The organism is Pedobacter sp. AC190, from assembly GCF_979258025.1.
Genome location: NZ_OZ409824.1, coordinates 1,143,539 through 1,168,472, shown reverse-complemented (window position 1 = coordinate 1,168,472; position 24,934 = coordinate 1,143,539). Strand labels below are relative to the sequence as shown.

Genomic DNA, 24,934 nt, shown 5'->3' with positions numbered 1-24,934 from the left:
CTATGAAAAAAATCTTTACTAAAGGACTTTTTACTGTTTCTGCAATTATTCTTTTCCTTACACTAACTTTACCCTCGTTAGCCCAGTATACAAAATCAACTTTGGAAAGCGGAGGGCAATATACAGCCATGGCAAAAGATGCAAGTGGCAATGTATATGTAACACGACTGGCCGCTGGTGGCGCTAGTTATCAGGTTGTTAAATATACCGGCGGCACGGGGAGTCCTGCCACTTTGGTTAGTGGATTAACTTTCGAATTGGAGGATTATCCTTGGGGATTAGCAGTTGCCAGTAACGGAGATGTTTATATATCTACAGATTTTAGCAATTTAGGCGGTGCAATTATCAAACTAACCGCAGCAACCAGTTATTCAAAATCAACAATACAAACAGGGCGTTATTTTACTGCACTTACTATCGATAAAAACGATGTTCTTTACGCAGCCGAATTTGATTCAGCTGCTGGTAAATATGCAGTTGTAAAATATACCAATCCTGCTGCAGCTGGTACAACTATTTATAATGGAATTTCTACGGGTCTAGGGCTTAGCTACCCGACAGGAATTACGGTTGCACCAAATGGTGATATTTTCGTAACCGATGTATTTAATACAGATAACGGAACAGCAAAGAATGGTGGTATTATTAAGCTTACAGCCCCAAGCTACACATCAACCAATCTGGCTACAAATACATATACTACCAGTATAATGTGCGATGAATTTGGAAATTTATATGCAACTGAAAACAGGGGCACTGGATACCAACTTTATAAATATGCAAATGCTGCAGGTGCGGGTACATCATTTTATTCTCCTTTACATTTTTATTCCTATTTCTATCCTTATGGCGTAACTTTTATAAATAACGTTGGTTATGTAGTTGATGGAGATGATAACGCTGGATCAGGAGGAGAGGTAATTAAATTAGAACCAATAGATACAACTCCAGCAGCAGTGCCAACGGGCTTAGTGGCTAGTGCGGGTAGTTCATCGGCTACATTAACATGGGATCCTAACGTGGATCCTAACGTAAATGGTTATCGGATTTACAGAGGATTGGCTGCAAATCCAACAACTTATGTGGGGTCTGCTCCATTTGGCACTAATACATTTACAGATACTGGACTAAATAACGGGGTTGTTTACTATTACCGAATTTCAGCTACCGACATTTTTTATAACGAAAGTGCAAAAACAGCAGATGCCTCTGCTACACCAACCCCGCCAGTGTTAACCGCTGCAGTATATAATGCTGCAACTGGTAATTTACTTGTAACAGGGACTTCTTTTTCTGCTGCGCCGGGTGCAACGAATGATATTGTAGCCAATAAGTTTACCTTAACGGGGGAGGGCGGAGCAACCTATATACTTACCACTACTCCAAATGTAGAGATTACCTCTTCAACATCTTTTACTCTTGTTTTAGATGCAACTGATAAAGCTGGTATTAATCAAATATTAAATAAAAATGGGGTAGGTTCAACATCGGGAACAATTTACAATATCGCTGCCGCCGAAGATTGGAATGCGGGAGAGCTCACCGCTTCAATTATTGCGGATGCAACAACTCCACTTACCGTTTCGAATGTTCTAATTCCAACAGTTACATCTGCAACTTATAATGTATCTACAGGAGTATTGGCTGCTACAGGAACGGGTTTTGTTTCCATAACAGGTTCGGTAAACGACATTATTGCGAACAAATTTACCCTTACTGGCGAAGGTGGTGCAACATATACATTAACCAATACCCCTAATGTCGATATCACTTCTGGAACTGCTTTTTCACTAACCTTAAGTATAGCAGATATCTCAGGACTTAAAACAATTTTAAATAAAAACGGAATTTCGTCTACGGGAGCGACCGCTTATAATTTAGCAGCAGCAGAAGATTGGTCAGCTGGAACAGATGCGGGTGTTGTGGTTGCGGATTTAACTGGAAACGGTGTGACGGTGAGCAATGTCGCTATTCCAACAATTACTGATGCAACTTACGATTCTGCTACTGGTACTTTGGTGGTAACAGGTACAAATTTCTTATCGCTTAATGGAGCGGCAAATGATATTATTGCAAACAAAATCACTTTAGCTGGTGAAGGGGGTTCAACGTATACTTTAACTGATACCCCAAATGCAGAAATTTCCTCTTCAACATCATTTACCTTAAACCTTAGTGTAACAGATAGGGCCATAATAAGCCAGATATTAAACAAAAATGGCACTTCTTCTACGGGAGCTACTACCTATAATTTAGCTGCAGCCGAAGATTGGGCCGCAGGGGCTGATGTAGCGGTTGTAGTTGCCGACTTAACTGGAAATGGTATTACGGTCAGTAATGTTGCCGTTCCTGCAATTAGCTCTGCAAGCTATAATGCGACCACTGGTGTACTTAGCGTTACAGGTTCAGGTCTGGTAAAATTAAGTGGCGCGGCAAATGATATTCTAGTAAACAAACTTACACTAACAGGCGAATCCACTTATACTTTAACTAGTCCAGGTGTTGAAATTACATCAGCTACGTCATTTGCTGTAACCTTAAACGGAGCAGACAAAATAGCAGTTAATCAAATATTAAATAAAAATGGAACTTCTTCAACAGGAGGCATAACCTATAATTTAGCAGCGGCCGAAGACTGGTCTGCTGGTACAGATGCAGCTGTTGTAGTTGCAGATTTAATTGGGAACACAATTGCGGTTTCAAATGTTCCAGTTCCCATAATTACAGCTGCAACTTATGATGCATCTACAGGGATATTGACTGTAGCAGGGACAGGCTTTGTTTCTATAACAGGTTCGGTAAACGACATTATTGCCAACAAATTTACCCTTACTGGCGAAGGTGGTGCAACCTATACGCTAACCAATACCGCTAATGTTGATATCACTTCTGGAACTGCTTTTTCACTAACCTTGAGTATAGCAGATATCTCAGGACTTAAAACAATTTTAAATAAAAACGGAACTTCGTCTACAGGCGCTACTACCTATAATTTAGCAGCGGGGGAAGACTGGTCAGCTGGTACAGATGCAACTGTTGTGGTAGCCGATTTAATTGGAAACGGTGTGATGGTGAGCAATGTCGCTGTTCCAACAATTACTGCTGCAACTTACGATTCCGCTACTGGTACTTTGGTGGTAACAGGTACGAATTTCTTATCCCTTAACGGGGCAGCAAATGACATTACTGCAAGCAAAATCACTTTAGCTGGTGAAGGGGGTTCAACGTATACTTTTACTGATACACCAGATGCAGAAATTTCCTCGTCAACAGCATTTACCCTAAACCTTAGTGTAACAGATAGGGCCATAATAAGCCAATTATTAAACAAAAATGGCACTTCTTCCACGGGAGCTACCACCTATAATTTAGCAGCAGCAGAAGATTGGGCCGCAGGGGTTGATGCAGCTGTTGCAGTTGCCGATTTAACTGGAAATGGTATTACGGTCAGTAATGTTGCCGTTCCTGCAATTAGCTCTGCAATTTATAATGCGAGCACGGGTGTACTTACCATTACAGGTTCAGATTTGGTAAAATTAAGTGGCGCGGCAAATGATATTCTGGTAAACAAACTTACCCTAACAGGTGAATCAACTTATACTTTAACCAGTCCAGGTGTAGAAATTACATCAGCTACGTCATTTGCTGTAACCTTAAACGGAACGGATAAAATCGCCGTTAATCAGATCTTAAATAAAAACGGAACTTCATCAACTGGTGGCATAGCTTACAATTTAGCGGCAGCAGAAGACTGGTCTGCTGGTACTGATGTAGCTGTTGTGGTTGCGGATTTAACTGTAAATGCTATTACAGTTTCAAGTGTTCCTGTTCCTACAATTACATCTGCAATCTATAGTGCATCTACAGGGATATTGACTGTAGCAGGAACAGGTTTTGTTTCTGCAACGGGCACTGCCAATGATATCATTGCCAATAAATTTACCCTTACTGGTGAAGGAGGTACAACATATACCTTAACCAATACCACGAATGTAGATATCAATTCTGGAACATCTTTCGCGTTAACATTAAGTGCAACAGATAAATCAGTGGTTAACTTGGTATTAAATAAAAACGGAACTTCGTCAACAGATGTAACAGTTTATAATTTAGCAGCAGCAGAAGACTGGGCTGCAGGAGCTGACGCAGTTGTCGTGGTTGCAGATTTAACTGGAAATGGCATTACCGTAACCAATGTAGTGGCTCCAACCGTAACTTCTGCAACTTATAATGTTACTACTGGTGTATTGGTTGTAAAAGGTTCAAATTTCTTGTCGCGTAGCGGATTGGCAAACGATATAATCGCTAATAGAATACGCTTTCTAGGCCAAGGCGCTTTCAATTATACTTTAACTGATACTCCAAACGGAGATATAACATCTGGAACTGAGTTTGCCATAACCTTTAGTGCAACAGATAAAGCTGCGATGATGCTTAGATTTAATAAAGACGGGTCATCGTCAACAGATGGAACAACTTATAACATCGGCTTGTTAGAAGATTGGAATGCTGGAGCGGCTACGGCAGTTGTAATTGCCGATTTATTTGGGAATCCAGTTACGGTATCGGGCGTAAAATCTTCAAATGCAAATCTTGCATCCTTAACAACAACGGCTGGAACTTATACTCCTGCATTTGCACAAGGAACCATAACTTATTCAGCAGATGTACCATTTACATTAAGCTCAATAACTTTAACCCCAACCATTGCAGAAAGTCACGCTACTTTGGAGTTGAACTTTAATGGGGCAGGTTATAATACCATTACAAGCGGAGTAGCAACATCTGCGCTTACTTTAGTTGATGGTCTAAATATGATTCAAGTTAGGGTAACTGCCGAAGATTTAGCGGTTACAAAAGTATATACTTTAAATGTAACTAAACTTCAGGCGGCATCAATTGGTGATTATGTCTGGCTGGACCACAACCAAAATGGTATTCAGGATGCTGGAGAACCTCCTGTAGCAGGGGCAACTGTTAACTTAACAGGTACAGACATTTTTGGCGGCACAGTTAATTTATCAACAACTACAAATTCATCCGGAATTTATAGTTTTACCAATCTTACCCCTTCTGCAGGTTATACGTTGAGTATTTCAGGTTATCCCGCGAGATACACGTCAACCTACGATTTAGATGGCGTTGGCACTGCTGGTACGACAACTTTAGCTCTTACTTCAGGAACTAACGTTAGTAATGTAGATTTTGGGCTATACGATCCATATTACACCAATGCAGATTTATCATCATTAACTGCAACTGCTTTAATCGCTCCGTCTTTTACAGCAGGTACAGTTAGCTATATAGCGAGTGTTTCAACAGCTACCACTACTTTCCAGCTTACAGCAACAACGCTTGCTGCGCCATCTACCATAACACTTAGTGAGAATGGAGGAACTGCAATTGTTCTAACAAGCGGAACACAAAGTGCTGCATTACCTTTAAATTTCGGCGATAATATTTTTGCTGTTAAGGTATTGGCTCAGAATGGATTAACAAATAAAACGTATACGCTAACGGTAAACAGACCAAATGCTGGTCAAACTATTACTTTCTTGCCGCCAGCAAACGTGGCTTATGGGTCGGCAGATTTTGACCCTGGAGCTTCGAGTGCTACATCTGGTACAAACCCTATAAGCTACACTAGCAGCAACCCAACTGTAGCTACAATTGTTGCAGGAAAAGTACATATACTGAATAAAGGTCTTACAATAATTACAGCTAAACAAGCTGCAAGCACGGGATATGATGCGGCAACAGATGCAACGCAAACTTTAACTATAACAGCTAAAGATATCACTGGAAGCTTTACCTCAGCGAATAAGGTTTATGATGGTCTTGCCTCGGCTGTCATAACAAACAGAACCTTGAATGATGTTCTTCTAGCTGATCTTGCTGATGTAACCCTTACCGGCGGCACTGCTAATTTTGCAAATGCTGATGCAGGAACAGGCAAAACGGTTACTTCAACAGGTATGGTATTATCTGGAACAAGAGCTACAAACTACAACTTAACATCGGTTGCCACAGCTACAGCTGATATTACTGGCTTAAGCATTACTGGAAACTTTACTGCCGATAATAAAGTATACGATGGCTTGGTAAATGCTACTGTTTTAACCAGAACTTTAACAGGTGTTTTAAACGCCGATCTTGCTAATGTAACCCTTACAGGTGGTACCGCTAATTTTGCAAATGCTGATGCAGGAATAGGTAAAACGGTTACTTCAACAGGTATGGTTTTATCTGGAACAAGAGCGGCTAATTATAACTTAACATCGGTTAGCACCGGTACTGCAAACATTACTGGCTTAAGCATTACCGGAAACTTTACTGCCGATAATAAGGTGTACGATGGCTTGATAAATGCTACTGTTTTAACCAGAACTTTAAATGGTGTTCTAAATGCTGATCTTGCTAATGTAACCCTTACAGGTGGTACCGCTAATTTTGCAAATGCTGATGCAGGGACAGGCAAAACGGTTACTTCAACAGGTATGGTTTTATCTGGAACAAGAGCGGCTAATTATAACTTAACATCAGTTGCTACAGCTACAGCTAATATTACTGGCTTAAACATTACTGGAAACTTTACTGCCGATAATAAGGTGTACGATGGCTTGGTAAATGCTACGGTTTTAACCAGAACTTTAACTGGTGTTCTAAATGCCGATCTTGCTAATGTAGCCCTTACAGGTGGTACCGCTAATTTTGCAAATGCTGATGCGGGGACAGGCAAAACGGTTACTTCAACAGGCATGGTTTTATCTGGAACAAGAGCGGCTAATTATAACTTAACATCAGTTACCACAGCTACAGCTAATATTACTGGCTTAAGCATTACTGGAAACTTTACGGCTGATAACAAAGTATATGATGGTTTAGCAAATGCTACGGTTTTAACCAGAACTTTAACTGGTGTTCTAAATGCTGATCTTGCTAATGTAACCCTTACAGGTGGTACCGCTAATTTTGCTAATACTGATGCAGGGATAGGCAAAATGGTTACTTCAACAGGTATGGTTTTATCTGGAACAAGAGCGGCTAATTATAATTTAACATCGGTAGCCACAGCGACTGCAAACATTACTGGTTTAAGCATTACCGGAAACTTTACTGCCGATAACAAAGTGTATGATGGTTTAGCAAATGCTGCTGTTTTAACCAGAACTTTAACTGGTGTGCTAAATGCCGATCTTGCTAATGTAACCCTTACAGGTGGTACCGCTAATTTTGCAAATGCTGATGCAGGCACAGGCAAAACGGTTACTTCAACAGGTATGGTATTATCTGGAACAAGAGCGGCTAATTATAATTTAACATCGGTTGCCACAGCAACTGCAAACATTACAGGCTTCAGCATTACTGGAAACTTTACTGCCGATAACAAAGTATATGATGGTTTAGCAAATGCTATTGTCTTAACCAGAACTTTAACTGGTGTGCTAAATGCCGATCTTGCAAATGTAACCCTTACAGGTGGTGCCGCTAATTTTGCAAATGCTGATGCAGGCACAGGAAAATCAGTCACCGCTACAGGAATGATATTATCGGGTAATAGAGCAAATAATTATGTTCTAGCCAACGTTACTACAACTTCGGCTAACATCACGCCAAGGGCAATTGCTATTCTTGCAGATGCAAAAAACAAAATTTATGGTGATGCTGATCCCGCTTTATCTTATACGATTGCTTCAGGCTCATTAGTTACCGGAGATACTTTTACAGGAAACCTTAGCCGTATTTCTGGAGAAAATATAGGGAGCTACGCAATTAACCAGAATACTTTAAGTCTGGGTACTAACTACAACATGGCGTTTATAAGTTCGAATTTACAGGTAAACAGAAGAACTTTAACCATTACTGCAAATAACGTAACTCGAAACTTTGGAGCAATCAATCCAACTTTAACAGCAAGTTATAGCGGTTTTGCTGGTATTGAAAATGCATCTGTTCTATCAATCCCTGTATCTTTATCAACTACAGCCGTTGCAACTTCTCCATCAGGAACTTATCCAATCGTAGCAAGTAATGCAACAGGAGCAAATTATAATATAAATTTCGTGCCAGGCATATTAACGGTGGCAACAACAGTGCAGAATATTAGTTTTGCTGCCCTGCCGAATAAGTTATCAGCCGATCCAATATTTACACTTACAGCTACAGCAAGCTCTGGTTTGATTGTGAGTTATACAAGCAGTGATCCAACTGTTGCAAGGGTGATTAATGCAAATCAGATAGAAATCTTAAAGGCAGGTGTAACCGTTATTACCGCGTCGCAACCAGGAAATCTCAACTTCGCTGCAGCGCCGCAGGTATCACAGAGTTTCACTGTAATTGACAATCCACCTCCTGTAATAAATATTAGCAGTAACAAAGGCTTTAGTATTAGTAAAGGTGAAACAGCCGTTCTAACTGCCAGCGGCGCACAAACTTATCAGTGGAGTAATGCAAATGGTATTATCGGAGGACAAAACACTTCGATCCTCACAGTCAGACCTTCGCAAAACACGACCTATACCGTTACTGGTTTTAATCAATTTGGAAGAAGTAGTACCGCTAATTTTAAATTGGATGTTCGTGCCGATTACCAGGTACTTAACATTATGAATGTACTTACTCCAAATAACGATGGAAAGAATGATACCTGGATTGTAGAGAATATCGACATGTATCCGAATAATACAGTTAAAATTTTTGACAGGGTTGGTAAAATTGTATTTGAAATGAAAACCTACAATAACTCTTGGAGTGGAACATTTAAAGGACGCACACTACCAGAGGGTTCATATTACTACCTAATTGATTTCGGTCCTGGGATAGGCACAAGAAAAGGCTCTATTACTATTGTTGACCAGTTATAAGATACAAATCTCTATCGGCTACTTTAAGATAGCCGATAGATAAAACATTTAATATGAAAACTCTAAGAATTTTTTTAAGCCTGTGTACGCTTTTTTTAAGTACAGCAGCATATAGTCAGCTTAACCCTATGGGTAGCATGTTTTATCAGAATCAATATTTAAGTAACCCAGCAATGGCAGGACTTGAAAAGGGTACTGAGTTGAATGCCACATACAAAGCACAATGGACAGCAATCGAAGGTGCCCCTGCAATGCAGGCCGTTACCGCTACTTATGGTTCGAATAGTAGAAAGGTTGGTTTAGGTTTATCTTTTTATAACGAGAAATCTGGTGTAATACAGCGAACAAACTTTAAAGGTACGTATGCTTACCATTTACCATTAAATAGTGGAGATAGTTTTCTTGATTTCGGACTCTCTGCGGGATTGATGAACGAATGGATCGATTTCAGTAAGATCAAGGGAGACCAGAGCGATATAGCTTTTGGTAATTTTAACGAGAGAAAGCTTTATTTTGATGGTGATTTTGGAGTTGCGTTTAGAACTGGAAACATTAATGTTCAGGCAGCGTTACCGAATTTGAAAAGGTTTTTTAATCGTGATCTTAAGCGAGCAGTGCTGGATAGAGCATCTTACTTCGCTGCAGCAAGTTATAAATTTCGCTCTCCAAATGCGGTGTTAAGCGAAATAGAGCCAAAGGTTTCATACCGTGGCATGGAAAACTATCGGAATATTGTAGATTTAGGTTTGAATGCGCAGTTATGGGGTAATAAAATGCTTTTGAGTACAATCTACCACACCACCAGCAGCGTTACTGCAGGGGTAGGAACAACCTATCAAAATCAGTTATCTATACTTGTAATGTATACCAGTAATACCAAAGATTTACAAAACTATAGTAATGGCGAATTTGAAATTGGATTAAAATATAACTTCAGATAGGAATATCCATTTCCTGATCGAAATGATTACTGGTAATCTAATTTCGTGTCTTTACCTGTTATGAAAAACATAAGGTAAAGACACAAGGAAAACTAACATGAGGATAGTTATTTTTAATCAAGCCAACTATATTGGAGTTTAATTGCGATATGACTTATAATTCTCTTTAGTTATAATATCAATTGGCATATAGTAAGTAGCCTCAACTTCAGTGTTTAAAACCAAATTCTGATAAAGGGTTATTATGCCTTTATAACCTTGTTCCTGAGGTTTTTGGCAGATCAGGAAATCTATTATTCCTTTCTTTAAAAAAGCTATACTTTCGGTTAAAAAGTCATATCCAACCAGGCGGATGTGACTTAAACCGTTCTTCTCCAGAAATTGTGCAACAGAAAAAACCCTGGAGTTGGTTACGAAAATAACCTTAACATCAGCGTTGTCAGCTAATACTACTTTTAGTTTAACAGAAATGGAACCATAATCGGTTTCGGGAGTAATATCTGTTTTTATAATCTGAACTTCTTTCTCATGGCCATCAAAATAGGAAATGAAACCTTTCTCTTTCCTAAGTAAGTGATGGTAGCTATCGATTTCTTTTGAAATGTTAACGATTAAAATTTTATCATGCTTAGCAACCAAATAGTTAACAATATGTGCGCTAAGATGCCCGCTTTGAAATAAGTCTGGCCCGATGTAGCTGAGTCTAGATTCATTAGGGATGTCGGAGTTGATAAAAACCTGAGGGATTTTGGCAAGATTACACAATTTAGAAAAAGCCAGAGACTCTTCGATAAAGATTGGCGCGACCAATACCCCGTCAACATTGGTTTTAAGAATTTTTTTCGACTGTTCTACAAACGATTGCTTATCATTCTGGTTATAGAAGTATTTGTCAATTACAATTCCGAATTGTTTTATTTCGGCCTCAGCAAGCTGAATGCCCTTTAAAGGTGCTTCCCAAAATTCAGTTTCTGATGATACAGCTGGAATTAAACTTGCGAAACGAAGCACTTTTTTAGAAGCTAATCTTCTCGCTAAAATGTTAGGCTGGTAATCCAGTTCTTTCATGATAGCCAAGATCTTGTTTCTGGTTACCTCCGCTACTCCAGTCCGCTCGTGTATCACGCGATCTACAGTGCCTATAGAAACATTGGCCTGTCTGGCTATTTCCTTCACACCTATAAGCACATTGTCCTTCATATTTGCCGCTGTTTTTCTTTTGTAAAAGTATTACTACTATGCGAAAAAAAAAAATCAAAACTCGAGGTTAAACTTCAGCTCTTTATAATCGAGAAATGAAATGATTTACCGCTTTAATTATTAAAATCTAAAAAGATTTGGTTACTTTTTAGAACAGCTTTTGTCAGCTAAAGAGTTATTTTCTCAAAGGATCTTTTAATAACCAATAGGATAATATCGAAATCCCCCTTGGGTACCAGTAACCAATCCATACCTCGCCTTTATTAAGTAGCCCATCGTTATAAGCGTAAGGACTATTTTTATTCCAATTGTAAATATAAAGTGCAGAAGAATGATTTATTCCATACCATTGCGAAGCTACCGCATCAGCCACAATAGTTTTGCTAAACCATGTTGTTCCCTCTCCAGTGGTTAATTTGATGCCATAATCGGCGATACTTTGTTGGTAAGTGGACGCATAATCTTTTTTCAATACCGCTGATAATTGATATAATAACGTAGATTTACTGTCAGCCAGTCCTGGTAAGAATAAACCTTCTCCAATAACAACGGAACGCTGTCTCCATTTAGGAAATGACTCATCTAGGCTAACAGGTATAAAACCATATTTTTGCTGCGCTTTTTTTAGAGTACTCAAAATTAATCTGGCCTGGTTTTCAAAGTGAAGCGCCTGCTTATTTCTTAAAGCTTCGTTATTAACCGCAACGCCTGAATTTTTATAACCAGTCCCTTCGCCATCTACAACACCTTTTTTTGAGTCATCAAAGCTGGTATGCTTTTCTTTGTTCGATAAAGCCCTGAACATTTCAGCGGCCACAGCGTAGGCGCTTAATTGTTTAGCCCCCAGAAAAGTATTGTCTGGCGATAATTTTAATGCCTCATTCGCATCATAGGTGGTCCAGCCATAGGCTTTGTCGGCTATTCCATTTCCGTTGGTATCTCGGTTTATAACCGATTGAAGTAATACATCAACCGTACCCAACATCGATTTCACAAAAACGTCGTCTTTACTGATTTTCCAATACCAATATAAAAGTAAAACGAAAGAAGTATTTTCTTCAACCGCCATATGCGGACCGTAATTATAGTTTGCGGTTTCACTTATGAAGGGCAAATCACCAACATCATGATATAAATAAGGGCCGTATTCAGCTGCAGTCATCCCTTGCTGATAACCTGGTTTATTTTGTGTAGCGTTTGCGGGTATATGTACTTCCTTCTTCGCGATGTAGTTTGTCCATTGGTTAAGCTGAAGCTTTAAACGCCAGGGCGAAAAAATTGCATTCACCTCAGTTTCATGAGCTACATCAACAGTACTTAAATGTTTAAACCGACCTTCTGAAACATAAAAACTAGGCTCGTTATGTTTATCAGTTAAAAAAAAGGTATTCGCCAAATCGGTATGAAAAGTTAAAGCCAGAGCCCATTTTTCTTCCCTGGTTAAATCTCTGCCCATTAAACTATCCTCAAACTTTTGGGTCAGGTTAATGTTTTGCTCGTAGCTTTCCTGTGCATACTTTATAACTGCTCCAATGTTTTTCCAATATTTAGTGTAATAGAATTTTAAAGGTAGATTAATACGTTTATCTTCTATTAAGGTACTATCATTATGAGTCGCGTAAATTTGTGATACTTCTTTTGTGGCCTGCTGAGCCAAACTAAATTCATAAACAAGGCCACCAAACCCATCTTCGTTAAATGCGCCCTTAGCTGCTGGTTTAAGAGCAGCTAAAGCAAGCTTGCTATTTAGGTGAGCGTTATCCTTGAAGAAAAGGATCTGCTCTGTGTTTTCAGGTTTGATAGGCTCCAGGTTCATGAAATTAAAACTCTTTACAGGCGTTTTAGCTAAAGCCACCTTAAGCCTACAATCTATATTAATTTGGCTTTCGTTGGCAACTCGAATCTGCATGTAAAAACCTGGGAATATCTGCGTTTTAATAGCCGCAGTATCATTTAGATCTTTTGAAGCGGTAAAGGAGGAAATTAGGGTAAAGATTACTTTTATTCCTTCGGGCGTTTCTCCGGTAATTTCCATAGATGCTGGTCCAAATCTCAGCATTTGATTTTTCAAGTAACTTGTATTTCTGGGTAGCCTGGTTGTTCTAAAACAGTAATTTTTGTCTTTAACGGTTAAACCAATTAACAACCCTACCTGTTCATCCATGTCAAAACCAAGACTGCCGCTTTGCATACTCTGATTTTGATTAAATAATGAAAAGGTGAACCTGCTTCCCAAACGCGAATTTAAAAGCGAAAAGTTAGTGCTATCTGTTATTGGAGTGCTAATTAAGTTTTGATCAACTTTAAAACTTTGTGCATGGGGTGTTAAAGCAAAACCGAGCAATAATGCAGAGAAGAATATTTTGAGAAAATTCATTGTTAATTTTTTTATAACACTTAGTTACTTTTAAAGCTAGAAGCAGGCAAACCCTCCTCGTTGTATAAATTTGCGCCATCAGGACTATCAGCCCAGGCATATCTAACTGCAATTGGTTTGCTGATCAGATTATTCCACACCACAACTTTATTATTTACAATTTTTGCCTGTGCAGGTATAAAGTTTTTCCCATCGTCGGATATGCTAAAGTAATTTAGCTTTTCGCCAGTAAACTTCAATCCCGAACCCACATTATCAAAAGAAACCACAACTTTTTCGCCTTCTATAGCTATAGATTTATAAATGGGCCCTGAAAAAACGATGTTTTCCTGATAAGCAATTTTTTGCGCCCCCAAGGCAAGCCGTTTACCTACATCTGATTTGTTGCGGGGGTGGAGATCGCCTTTTTCGCCGATATCGTGGATTACAGCCATAGCTGTGTTAGGTATTTTTAACGATTTCATCTGTGCTTCTCTTAGCAAGGCCCAATTGCTATTTTCAGGCTCGCTATCTGTAGCCAGATAATTAGCTAACTGAACATAAATAAAAGGTAGTTTCTGATCATTCCAGTCGGTTCTCCACCTATCAATTAACGAGTGCAACAAACTTTGATATTGTTCGGGTTTTGGAATGTTACTTTCACCCTGATACCACAAGATCCCTTTAATTTTATAATTAGATAAAGGTTTAACCATGGCGTAATAATAGGCAGTAGGCGTATGCAAGGATAATCCGTTTCCTCTTGGTAGAAGTTCTTTCTCAATTCCGAATTTATATTTCCAAGGCTTATCTAAGGTAATGGTATCCCGATCGAAACGAAGTACATAATTGTTCTTTATATCAAAACTAAGGCCCGTTGTTGGGCTCGTTAATCGGATGGTTATGCTGTTTTTTCCAGCTTTAAACAAACCTGGATTAATTGTGTAATCCCTTAACGTATAGCCGCTGTTAATCGAACCTATTTTGTGTCCGTTTATAAAAGTTTCATCTTCAGTATGCATCATCCCTAAAGAAAGCATGGCTGTTTTCCCAATCATAGAAGAAGGAATATCAATTTCTGTTCTAAACCATACAACGCCATATTTCAATGCCTTAGCTTCTGCGTTATATTGTTTAAGATTGTCGATTTCTTTCCAGCCTGTGCTTGTAGAATACGATTCTTCGAACCATTTTTCTTTCAAACCCAAATCATCATTCTTAACAGATCTATACCAGGAATCAGATTTTAGTTGATGGGCATTTAAAGTTTGTGCTAATTCTTGAGGATCTTGAAATCTTTTAGCCACTTTATCATATTCTGGAAAAGCTTTTAACGATTTATAATCTACCCAGGATTGTATAGGGGTTCCACCTACACTCGAGTTAATAATGCCAATTGGGATCTTATATTTTTCGTATAGATCTTTTGCGAAAAAAAACGCTACCGCAGAGAAAGATAGAATTGTTTCAGGGTTTACGCTGACCCAACCGTCATCACTGATTACATCTTCTACGGGTGTAAAAGCCATATCGCGTTTAACGGTAAACTGCCTTATTTCTGGGTAAATACTGTTTTGGATAATCTGACTGTAATTTGCTTTAATGTTTGCTCTCCCCATTAAAGCCTCCATGTTAGATTGCCCTGTGCAAAGCCAAACATCACCAAAAAGCAAGTCCTTTAGCTCGATGTTGTTAATACGCATCTGATACGGTCCACCAGCTTTTTGCGCCTCTATATCTACCGACCATTTTTGGTTAGAACCAGCTTTCGTTTTATAGGTTTTTTTATTAAATGTTAGAGTAATCGCTTCTCCCGCGTCTGCCCAACCCCAAATTTTAATAACCTGACCTCTTTGTAAAACCATACCGTCACTTACTAATCTTGGAAGTTTAACCGCTGCCTTTACGCCAATAAATAAAAATAGTAGTACAGCGGTACAATAGGCTAACTTTTTCATAATGTAAAAGAGGTATTGATTTTATAAATGGTTAGGTATATAATGATTTAAAATATATCAATACAATAATACAATATCTCATTCGAATGTTTGCTAAAAAAAAGTAAAAAATATATAAGTTATCGTACACGAATACAATATTTCTTATTTTGTTGACCTGATTTATCTCTAATTTTTTTAACCAGCGGTGGTGAATATTTTGAACAGATTTCTTTGAAATTGACACCTACATTTTTGAGAAGAGTGATGAAGATCATTTCTTCTCTCGCAGCCAATTTACATATTTGACTGGGTTTTTGTAAAAAACTTACATTGCGGGTTTAAACAATTGATTTTGCTAACCTGTGGCCGTTAAATTGATTTAAAAACTATTAATTATGTTAGGAGACTTAAATAAAAGAGAATTGCTTGATTTGATCGAGAATCAGGTTATTGGCAGATTAGGTTGCCACGATAATGGAGAAACTTATATTGTTCCTGTTAATTATGTTTACCGGGATAATATGATCTATTTACATTCTGGAATGGGCAAAAAGATAGAAATGATGCGGGCCAACCCTAGAGTGTGTTTTCAGATAGATGAAATCAAAGACACCTTCAGGTGGAAAAGCGCAATTCTGCACGGTAATTTTATTGAATTGAGTGGGGAGGAAAGACAACAGGCTATGCAAGGGATTATACATCGTATTATGCCGCTGACTGATCGACCCTCAGAAGAACCTTCTCACGGTATTAAACCTGAATTGCATGATGATATTGTCGTATTTAAAATAGAGCTCACCGATATTAGCGGTAGGTATGAAATGCATGAGAAACAGGATGAATAGCGAGAGGAATAAAATAGTGAATCGTTGATCAGGTAATGGCAATTATGTAGGTAAATATCGCATATCTATCCTAGGGCACTCCCATGGTCTTCCGGCGACTTTTTAGGGTTGGGATATATACAGCAACGCTTTCCTGGCATTGGCATAGGGTTGTATGTAGGTGAGCAGATCATTAAAAATCATGATGGCATGCTTTGGCTTGATAGCGAAAAAGGCATGGGTTCGACATTTAGTTTTACTTTACCTGTCAAACACAAGGAGCAGGATGAGCACAAATAAAACGATACTGATCTGTGAGGATGATGAAGGGATACTGGACATGCCTGGAATGGTGTGCGAGGATAACCGATATAAAGTAAGCCCGGGTCAGAATAGCCTTAATGTTAAAAATATCTTGGAAAACCAGTTGACTGACCTGATTCTGCTGGATCTTTGGATGCCTGTGCTCTCGGCTGATCAGGTTCCTAAAATAATCGGTTATAACCCGGGGCTTGCAAACATATTCCATTGATCATTATGTCTGCCAGCAGATAAGACCGAAAGATTGCAACAGATGAGGGTGCTTAAGGTTTTATAGCTAAGTCTTTTGATTTTGATGAGCTCGCAGATATGGTAACGGTTTTGTGAGCTAAATAAATACGGCTTCATCTATTGATCAGCGTAGTGTTTGTAGCAACTGGTTTTCTTTTGTCGATATATTATAAAGAGAAAGAATACATTCACATTTGTAGAATGATCGACAGGTGATGGACGATCAGAACTTTTTGAATTGGCTTGTTTTACAATATCTTTCTCCTTCAAAGTACAGTAACAGGGGTTTATTTTACACGCTTATTTATCTAAGAATAGCATTTAGTAATTGCCAGAAGTAAATACTTTTCCAAAATCTTGCCCACTTAAACTAATCATAAAGGTCTTCGAGTCCTAATTTTTTGATTCTCATGCTGATTGCTGTTCGAGACCGGCCAAAGTGAATGGAAAGATCACTGGGGCTGTAGCCATCGGCATACATGATAGTGAGTTCATTGTCTAATTCCACTGTCCAGGATTGATTGGCGGATGACTTGTTTTTTTCGCTGCGAATAGGTTTTATCCCTGCATTCTTTATTAGATTTCCTTTGGATATATGCTTAGAATCCTTAGGGGATGGGATCAGGAATATTTGTGGAGAGGCTGGGAAATGTATCGGAACCATGGTTTCTGGAATGTAAAGGCCAGTTCTGGCTCTAGTGATGGCGACATACAGTAAGTTGATCTCTTCGGTCATGCGGCTAAAATGTGCTGGCCCAGTATTTTTATCTTCTCTAAGTTTTCTCACTTTTTCTTCTGTAACGAAATCATCGGCTAAAAGAACGGCATCATACTCCATTCCCTTACAACGGTGAACGGTTGAAAAAACAATTTCAGCCTTCGCCTTATCATTCGGCTCCACATGCTTTTCTTTAATCGCCTTAATCATGCCTGGTATGGTGTTGCCATATTGTAATATAAGTTCGATCATCATCGATAACTGTTTATCCTCAGTTTGCTTCACATATTCTTGAAGTTCCTCTAGATTTCGCATCGATCTGATCAATGGATCCCTTATCTGTTCATGGCTATGGTTATATAGGCTCAAAATATCATACAATGATGCCCCTTCGTCAGCGTATGTATAGGAGTTTATGTTGCCCTCGAAATAGATATGCTTGATGTTCCTTCGCTCGGTCACATATTCAATGGCTTTGATCAAAAGTCCAAGATTTGTTCTGGCAATTACTGCATTGGTTTTGATCTTTTTAGCCGTGCCTTTCCCCAATATCGTCATGGGAGTATGGGGCTGTAAAAGATTTTTCAATCTCAGGGTTTCCATGGCTAGGTTTGCAATGTCTTGTCCAAAGCGAAAGCTGGTGGAAAGGTTGTAAATTTTGAAATTTGCATTTTCCAGGGAGTTTACCGCATGGCGCCAACCGTAAATTTGTTGGTGGGTATCGCCTACGATGACTTTGTTCGAGCTTTGTTTTAAGAAGATATCCAGCATGGCTGGTGAGGCATCCTGCGCTTCATCAAAAAGGATGTAGTCAAAGCCGAGCTGGGGCAACTGGAGCTGGAACTTTTTTAAATAAAAATCATGGGTGATTTCGATTTCTCCTCTGTCCATTTTGCCCAAAAATATACGGGCATTGGAGAAAATGTAATCATAAGCATCGACCACGAAGGATTTAGCCTCATCATCTAATAGGTTTAGATAGTCTAAATTTTGAACCTTTAACTGATCACTGTTGCAGAAATAGGAAACGAGCTTAAGGATGTGGTTGGCGATGATGGCTTCGCTGTGTTTTTCTCCTGTACCCTTTAATTTTAGAATATTGACAATCTCGTTAGTCGTGTAATCCTGATTTTTCACTTGATATTTGCTTCGCATCACGATGTGGCGAAAGGCGAGGGAATGTGCAGTCTCTACATGTACATTTTGTAAACCTTTTTCGCTGAACTTTTTTGCCGCCTCAAGTTTTACGGCCTTGTTAAAAGCGAGGTATAGTATGCGGCTATTAGATGGTCTTGTTCTGGCATATTCTATTATGGTGGTGGTCTTGCCTGAACCTGCTACCGCATTAATTTTAATATGACCAGTGGAGTTTATAATCTCTTTCTGCTGTTTAGTCCATTCCATCTCTCCAAGGATAATTTCTGATTTTAAAGGTACAAGGTTACAAATTTTAAAGGATTGTTCTTGAAGATTTTTGGTGCTTTAGTTCAGCTTTCATATTAGGTGAATAACACGAGTAACTAAATTTTGATTTTAGTTATATGTAAGAGTAAGGTGGGTTTTGATTAGGTGTTAAGTTTTGCGACCTATTTACAAATGGCCGTACAAAAAAAAAGCACGCCACATATTAAATGATTAATGCGTTGCACGCCAAATCGTTGACTGGACTTTATTGATTTCTATTGTTGCTGAAAGGTTACCGTAGCGGCTTTCATATGCAAGGTAACCAGATATGTACCAGCATCGTTTGCAGCTCTTTTCATTTTACACCAGTTAGCAATAAGGTTAAGGTGAATAAGTTTTGTTTAATGGTCATAATTATTTTTTCCTGGTTCATACAAATATGGTTCCAATATCGAGGATTTTCATATAAACAAGTTTACCAGTGTGATTTCACGTGGTTCTTATATCTTCCTTAGAATCTGATATTCTTGATTTTTTAGTTAATGCTTATTTGTTTTCATTTTTCTGAGTGAGATTATTCCGCTGACAAGTACAAATTGATCGCTTAACGCTATTATTCCGAAACATTATCTGCACATTAATATTTACTCGGATTACTTTTAAAAAAGGATATGTCTGGTATGCAGTTTCAACTAAGCCGTGGCCTGTGATTGTTTTCGTATGGTTGAAATGAAATCCATTCGTAATCTAAGGATAATATGCGGAGATTAAGTGGTCTAATCTCCGCAAGCTCTGAGATTATTGGTTATTAAAAACAAATGACTTGAATGTGAGCTCCTTTCAGAGTGAGGTTTCAAACATCTAGCTTTTTTGCTGCTCCAGTGGCCATTACTGGGTAGATTTGAATTTTTTTGCCCGATTTGCTGGAATGGCTAAAGTTGCAAATTACCTTAAACAGTAAGATATGGTTAGATTTTTAATAAATTTTTCACTTCACCTTTTTTATAAAAAGGTTAAACAATGGAAAAAGTGGTAGGCGTTAAACAGTATTTTTTTTACGAAAAAAATCTATTTAAATATTTTCTATTAGATAGATATAAATTACCAAACCACGCTTTGACTGGCTAATTATCGTGTTAATTAAAACATTGCTTTTGCAGAATTGTTAATTTCTCCGACATCGATATGAAAAAAGAAGATAAATCAGATGAATTTTTGAGGAAGTTCAACGAATGTGAACAGCGTTTCAAAGCGATTTTCTCGCTTACCTCTGCGGCAACGAAAATTATTGACCCTAATCTTACCATCATAGAGGTCAATGATGCGTTTATCGATCTGATGGGTTACGAAAGATCCGAGATATGCGGCACCAAGATCATGGAGTATGCCTGCGAAGAATATAAGGATGCATGGAAAGAGCTTCAGCAGGCCATGTGGCTTCATGGAAAACCTGATTTCAAGATTGACGTATGCCTGAAGAAGAAGGATGGTAAACTAGTCTGGGTCCACATTACAACTATACTGTTTACCGATTCTGGAAACAAATATGCGTATACCGTGCTCGATGATTTTACTTATCTTAAGGATTTTGAAGAGAGCCAGAAGCGGCTGAACATGTCTCTGGAATATTCCAAAATGGCGGTATGGGAGCTTGATCTGGATTCAGGCAAATTGATCCATACTGGGGACCTCGCCAACATTCTTGGCCGTTCCGAAGAAGGTGGGGATCTGCAGAAATCGGACTTGATCGACTGCTTTATCGATGGCGGTAATCAGGCGCTTGCCGAGCTCATAGGTTCGATAAGCCAGACTGGCCACTTGGAGTTTTCTGGACGGGTGGTCAATTCTGGCGTTGACAGCAAATGGGTTAATCTCCATGCAAAACTTGGCGAGGGGCCCACTCAGTCAAAAGTGCTGATGGGAACTGCAAAGGATATTTCCGGAGAAAAGCAGGCCGATCGTTACAAGGATGATTTTATCAGCATCGCAAGCCATGAACTCAAAACGCCAGTAACCGTGCTGAGCGGCACTCTCCAGCTTATGGAGCGTATATATCCGAGGGAAAACCCTAGGTTATCCAAACTGATCGACCAGGCCAACCTGAGCATGAAAAAGATCAACGAGCTGATTGGGGATCTGCTCAATGCCAGCAAGATGAACGAAGGACAGCTTCATCTGCAGATGAGAAACTTTAATATTTCCCAGGCAGTCGAGGAGTGCTGTTCGCAGATTGACCGGGAAGGCAAGCACCGAATTATTGTAGAGGGGGACACCGCGCTCAATCTTTATGCGGATTCCGACCGCATCCAACAGGTTATCGTGAACTTTGTCAATAACGCCATCAAATATGCGCCCGATGCCAGGGACATCCGGATACGGGCAACAGATGAGGGCGAGAAGATCCGGGTTGCCGTTATCGATTCCGGCCCAGGAATCGACGAAGAGAAGTCCCTGCATTTATTTGACCGTTATTACCGGGTGGATTCAGAAGGAAGCCAGTATTCAGGACTCGGCCTTGGACTCTATATATCCTCGGAAATTATCAAAAAACATAAGGGTGATATCGGGGTGGAGAGCAAACCTGGAGTGGGCAGTGAATTCTGGTTTACCATACCTAAATAAAACAGGCTACCTTATTTCCCATTAGGCCGGGGGGGGTAAGAAAAGATCAGGGGTTCTCATCTAGTGTGACTAGGGTGGAAATTTATCATAGCCATCAATATTTCGGAGCACCTGTTTTTATCATGGATGCCGTTCAAAAAGAATACCACGGTATCTTACTGACCGTTTGTTCTCTAGATATTTTATTTCTATTAGACCAGATCGGGTCTTGAGGAGTTTTTGCTAGGATTCAAGTCTTTAGTCGTTTAAGTTCCTTTTCTACGGAATTTTCAGGTTCCCACCAAAATTCAGCTTGAACGCATCCTGAAGATGAGTGTGGAAACGCACTTTCTCTGCATTGACTGAAGCATGCCTGCCAATAAATTGACTAGCTCACATGCTTTTGCGATGCGACTGAATGGCAATCCTAAAACATAATTATTGTATTGGCTTTATATCCCTGCCTTCCAGTAGCGCCAGGAGAAAGATCTCTTTAGAGATCAGACCTGCATTTTCCTTCAACTGATCAAGGTTGCAGAAGATTTTTTTTACTGGGACTTCAAGGTCAGCAATTTCCTTGCTGAGTTCCATTTCGATCATGCAGGTTTTTAGAGGACTTTCCGATCCGTTGAGCATATCAAAAGTATCCAGCGCAGAAGGCAGATTCGTTCCCAGAGAAAATCTACCGTAGCAAATTTTAGCACTATTTACACAGAGTGTAACGTTTATCGTTAAAGCAGATTCCGTCTTAAAATTCCTTTCCTAAAATCTCCTATTAAAAATATAAAAAGATGCCGCTAACAGCGGCATCTTGCGATCTAGCTGATCGTTATCTCTCTAGAAACTTTTGCTTCCTCTTTTTTTTGGATCGAGAGCATCAGCACCCCATCGGTATAGCTTGCCTTAATCTGCTCCACGTCGGTAGTTTCGGGTAATGAAAAACTCCTGCTAAATGATGAATAACTAAATTCGCGCCTATTATATGTTTTTTCGTTAGCACTGTTTTCGCTGCGGTACTCTGTGGAAACAATTAGGATATCCTTCTCAACAGAAACTTTAAAATCTTCTTTTTTTAGACCTGGAGCAGCTAGCTCAATGTTGTATTCTTCACTGGACTCAGAAATATTGACTGACGGAATGCTATTCATGCGGCGTTCCGAAAAATACGAGTCGCTCAGTACAGATTCAAAAATGTCATTAAAGCCTGGCAATAACGAACTGTTTTTCTTTTCTGGATTAAATTTAACCAATGTCATAATGTATTCTCCTTAATTTTTAATAAATGGACTATTATTCAATTAATTTTCTCTAAAACCCAAAAGGTTTTACTCTGTGGATATCAAGTGCTGTGCCAGCTCTTTTATAGGGAAGATTAAACTACTGTAGCGCTGCAAAATTTTCAGAAATCCTGAACTTATTTCAGCTTGTGACTGAAAAAATTGCAGTTTAATTCAAGGCAATTGTAGTCTTGTTCATTATAATCAAGATAAAGAATCAGAGTAGGCATTATCTAAATTTTCTTGGACAGTTGTGGGTCGAAGCTCTGGATCAATCGTTTTTTGTATCATGTATTTTAGAAATTTACAGCAAATGTCTATTTCGCCTCTAGATTTAAATTCAATCATATGACTGCGGACATGAAGTTCACCATTTTACGTGTTCTCAATTAATCGCTTATATTGTATCTATCCAGATTTAATAATTAATAGGAGTATAACATACATCAGCTGATAATTTGTTTTGAAGGATTTATAGTCTGAAGTTGTTTTTATAACAAACTCATCGGTTTGTTAAAAAGTTAATTGGACACACTATTACATAATTGTTGATTGAATTGGTTGAAAACTGGCAATTATATCTTTCAATCACATCTATTTGGAAAATCAATACATAAACTAACAAGTTTTGTTTAAGAAAATATCAAAAAAGTCAATTTGTTTAGGGGCTAAATGTTTAGCTTTGGGTATGTGTACTGGGTCAGAATCAAATTCAATTTTTAAACCTGAAGTGGGAAAAATGGGTCAGGAGCCTGACTTAACCTTGAGTACGGATTTATCCTCAATAGATTTATTGAATGCAATTCCTCAACATATATGGACAGCGGATAGATCTGGATCAATAAATTATGTAAACGAAAAGATTAGTAAGGATTTTGGGTTTCCTGCTTCTCAGATTCTAAGTTTAGGATGGGAATATTTTGTACACCCCGAAGATCTTCCTCAAGCTTTAAAAAGGTGGAAAGAAAGTCTCATAGATGAAAAGGAGTACAAATCAGAACTGAGACTACTCTATAAAGACGGAAAATATTACTGGCACTTGGTAAAAGCTGTATCAATTTGTGTTCAGAATAAGCCAGGCATATGGATGGGTACCTGCACTAACATTCAGGCAAGTAAAGAAAACGAATTGAGAAAAGACGAATTTATTTCGACTGCAAGCCATGAATTAAAGACTCCGCTAACTTCAATAAAGGGCTATAATCAAATCCTTCTCAAAATCGCCGAGAATCCAAAAGTGAAAGACTTTTTGCAACGCACTGGCTCCCAGCTTGTACGACTTGAGAAACTTATTTCAGATCTTTTGGATGTCAGCAAAATTAATGTTGGGAAATTGCCTTTGAATGTCGAGACGTTTGACTTCTTAAAATTGTTGAATGAAACTATCAATGGAATGCAGATCATTTATCCCTCGCATAGGCTTATTTTGACAGATAAACCTGAAGTTACCATCCAAGGCGACAAGTATAGACTGGAACAGGTTATACAGAATTTCGTATCTAATGCGGTTAAATATTCACCCAATGCTGATCATGTTTTAATAAACTTGGAGGTACAGGACGACAATCTGATTGTTTCCGTAACTGATTATGGTATTGGGATCGATAGTGAGGAAATTGCCAAACTTTTTGAACGCTATTATCGTTCAGATAATTCATCATCGAGGTTCGATGGATTAGGTCTAGGACTTTATATCTCTGCGGAAATTATCAAAAGACACGGAGGGAGCTTCTGGATCGAGAGCGAATTAGGTAAAGGGTCAGTTTTTTATTTTAAACTCCCGCTATCGCCTCTTGAAGAGATAATGCCTGAAACCGAAACCCTGAACTATTATAAAGATCGATACATCGAGATTTATTGTCCGCCTGACTCAACTATAATGTATGTAAGGTGGTGGGGACATCAGAATATGCATTCGGTTAAGCATGGGGGCAAGCTTATGATTAAATATTTAAGCAAAAACATCCGATCAAAAGTTTTTAACGATAATAGAGAAGTATTGGGCACTTGGTCAGAAGCATCCGACTGGGCTGCTGAGGTTTGGTTGCCGTTAATGGAAAATGCTGGGCTTAAGTTTTTCGCATGGGTATTTTCGGCCAGTGTGTTTAGTCAGTTATCGGCCCAAAAGAGCATTGAAAACAAAGACAAGAAATCTGAAATATCTTTTTTTTATCAAGCGGAAGATGCAATTGACTGGCTTGATTCAAATGAATAAAAACTATTATGGACTAAGTTTCTGGAATTAGTCCTAACGGTT

The 24,934-nt window shown here is 38.8% G+C and carries 12 protein-coding genes; 6 read left to right on the top strand and 6 right to left on the bottom strand.

What is annotated here, in order from left to right; translation table 11 throughout:
- Positions 1–2 precede the first annotated feature (2 nt).
- Complete coding sequence (locus ACZZZI_RS05085; protein WP_463488830.1) at positions 3–8,864, top strand: YDG domain-containing protein; 8,862 nt, start codon at positions 3–5, stop codon at positions 8,862–8,864.
- A gap of 53 nt (positions 8,865–8,917) precedes the next feature.
- Positions 8,918–9,805 carry a PorP/SprF family type IX secretion system membrane protein gene (locus ACZZZI_RS05080; RefSeq protein ID WP_463488829.1) on the top strand — a complete coding sequence of 296 codons (888 nt, stop codon included), beginning with the start codon at positions 8,918–8,920 and terminating at the stop codon, positions 9,803–9,805.
- 138 nt (positions 9,806–9,943) lie between these two features.
- On the opposite strand, the gene ACZZZI_RS05075 is transcribed toward ACZZZI_RS05080, so the two are convergent.
- From ACZZZI_RS05075 to ACZZZI_RS05065, 3 genes are all read right to left on the bottom strand, one after another.
- Positions 9,944–11,005, bottom strand: coding sequence for a LacI family DNA-binding transcriptional regulator (locus tag ACZZZI_RS05075; protein ID WP_463488828.1), 1,062 nt, complete (start codon positions 11,003–11,005; stop codon positions 9,944–9,946).
- A gap of 175 nt (positions 11,006–11,180) precedes the next feature.
- On the bottom strand, positions 11,181–13,382 hold the full coding sequence (locus ACZZZI_RS05070) for a glycoside hydrolase family 52 protein (RefSeq protein ID WP_463488827.1): 2,202 nt from the start codon (positions 13,380–13,382) through the stop codon (positions 11,181–11,183).
- 20 nt (positions 13,383–13,402) lie between these two features.
- Entirely contained in the window at positions 13,403–15,319 is a 1,917-nt protein-coding gene (locus ACZZZI_RS05065; protein ID WP_463488826.1) for a sialate O-acetylesterase, read from the bottom strand.
- Positions 15,320–15,696: 377 nt separating this feature from the next.
- On the opposite strand from ACZZZI_RS05065, the gene ACZZZI_RS05060 reads away from it, so the two are divergent.
- On the top strand, positions 15,697–16,146 hold the full coding sequence (locus ACZZZI_RS05060) for a pyridoxamine 5'-phosphate oxidase family protein (RefSeq protein WP_463488825.1): 450 nt from the start codon (positions 15,697–15,699) through the stop codon (positions 16,144–16,146).
- A 108-nt stretch (positions 16,147–16,254) separates the two neighbouring features.
- On the top strand, positions 16,255–16,425 hold the full coding sequence (locus tag ACZZZI_RS05055; protein WP_463488824.1) for an ATP-binding protein: 171 nt from the start codon (positions 16,255–16,257) through the stop codon (positions 16,423–16,425).
- Between the two features lie 622 nt (positions 16,426–17,047).
- On the opposite strand, the gene ACZZZI_RS05050 is transcribed toward ACZZZI_RS05055, so the two are convergent.
- Entirely contained in the window at positions 17,048–18,799 is a 1,752-nt protein-coding gene (locus tag ACZZZI_RS05050; protein ID WP_463488823.1) for a UvrD-helicase domain-containing protein, read from the bottom strand.
- A 1,185-nt stretch (positions 18,800–19,984) separates the two neighbouring features.
- Between ACZZZI_RS05050 and ACZZZI_RS05045 the strand changes: the two genes are divergently transcribed.
- The gene (locus ACZZZI_RS05045) at positions 19,985–21,421 is read left to right on the top strand and encodes an ATP-binding protein (RefSeq protein ID WP_463488822.1); all 1,437 of its coding nucleotides are present in this window, start codon (positions 19,985–19,987) and stop codon (positions 21,419–21,421) included.
- A gap of 417 nt (positions 21,422–21,838) precedes the next feature.
- On the opposite strand, the gene ACZZZI_RS05040 is transcribed toward ACZZZI_RS05045, so the two are convergent.
- Both ACZZZI_RS05040 and ACZZZI_RS05035 read right to left on the bottom strand, forming a co-directional pair.
- The gene (locus tag ACZZZI_RS05040; protein ID WP_463488821.1) at positions 21,839–22,000 is read right to left on the bottom strand and encodes a hypothetical protein; all 162 of its coding nucleotides are present in this window, start codon (positions 21,998–22,000) and stop codon (positions 21,839–21,841) included.
- 218 nt (positions 22,001–22,218) lie between these two features.
- Positions 22,219–22,656, bottom strand: coding sequence for an Hsp20/alpha crystallin family protein (locus ACZZZI_RS05035; protein WP_463488820.1), 438 nt, complete (start codon positions 22,654–22,656; stop codon positions 22,219–22,221).
- Between the two features lie 649 nt (positions 22,657–23,305).
- Between ACZZZI_RS05035 and ACZZZI_RS05030 the strand changes: the two genes are divergently transcribed.
- Complete coding sequence (locus ACZZZI_RS05030; protein WP_463488819.1) at positions 23,306–24,892, top strand: PAS domain-containing sensor histidine kinase; 1,587 nt, start codon at positions 23,306–23,308, stop codon at positions 24,890–24,892.
- Positions 24,893–24,934: the final 42 nt, after the last annotated feature.

What these genes read in the sequence shown, in the direction of transcription:
- ACZZZI_RS05085 (WP_463488830.1), top strand. Translation starts at nt 3, where the DNA reads ATGAAAAAAATCTTTACTAAAGGACTTTTTACTGTTTCTGCAATTATT.
- ACZZZI_RS05080 (WP_463488829.1), top strand. Translation starts at nt 8,918, where the DNA reads ATGAAAACTCTAAGAATTTTTTTAAGCCTGTGTACGCTTTTTTTAAGT.
- ACZZZI_RS05075 (WP_463488828.1), bottom strand. Translation starts at nt 11,005, where the DNA reads ATGAAGGACAATGTGCTTATAGGTGTGAAGGAAATAGCCAGACAGGCC.
- ACZZZI_RS05070 (WP_463488827.1), bottom strand. Translation starts at nt 13,382, where the DNA reads ATGAATTTTCTCAAAATATTCTTCTCTGCATTATTGCTCGGTTTTGCT.
- ACZZZI_RS05065 (WP_463488826.1), bottom strand. Translation starts at nt 15,319, where the DNA reads ATGAAAAAGTTAGCCTATTGTACCGCTGTACTACTATTTTTATTTATT.
- ACZZZI_RS05060 (WP_463488825.1), top strand. Translation starts at nt 15,697, where the DNA reads ATGTTAGGAGACTTAAATAAAAGAGAATTGCTTGATTTGATCGAGAAT.
- ACZZZI_RS05050 (WP_463488823.1), bottom strand. Translation starts at nt 18,799, where the DNA reads ATGGAATGGACTAAACAGCAGAAAGAGATTATAAACTCCACTGGTCAT.
- ACZZZI_RS05045 (WP_463488822.1), top strand. Translation starts at nt 19,985, where the DNA reads ATGAAAAAAGAAGATAAATCAGATGAATTTTTGAGGAAGTTCAACGAA.
- ACZZZI_RS05040 (WP_463488821.1), bottom strand. Translation starts at nt 22,000, where the DNA reads ATGATCGAAATGGAACTCAGCAAGGAAATTGCTGACCTTGAAGTCCCA.
- ACZZZI_RS05035 (WP_463488820.1), bottom strand. Translation starts at nt 22,656, where the DNA reads ATGACATTGGTTAAATTTAATCCAGAAAAGAAAAACAGTTCGTTATTG.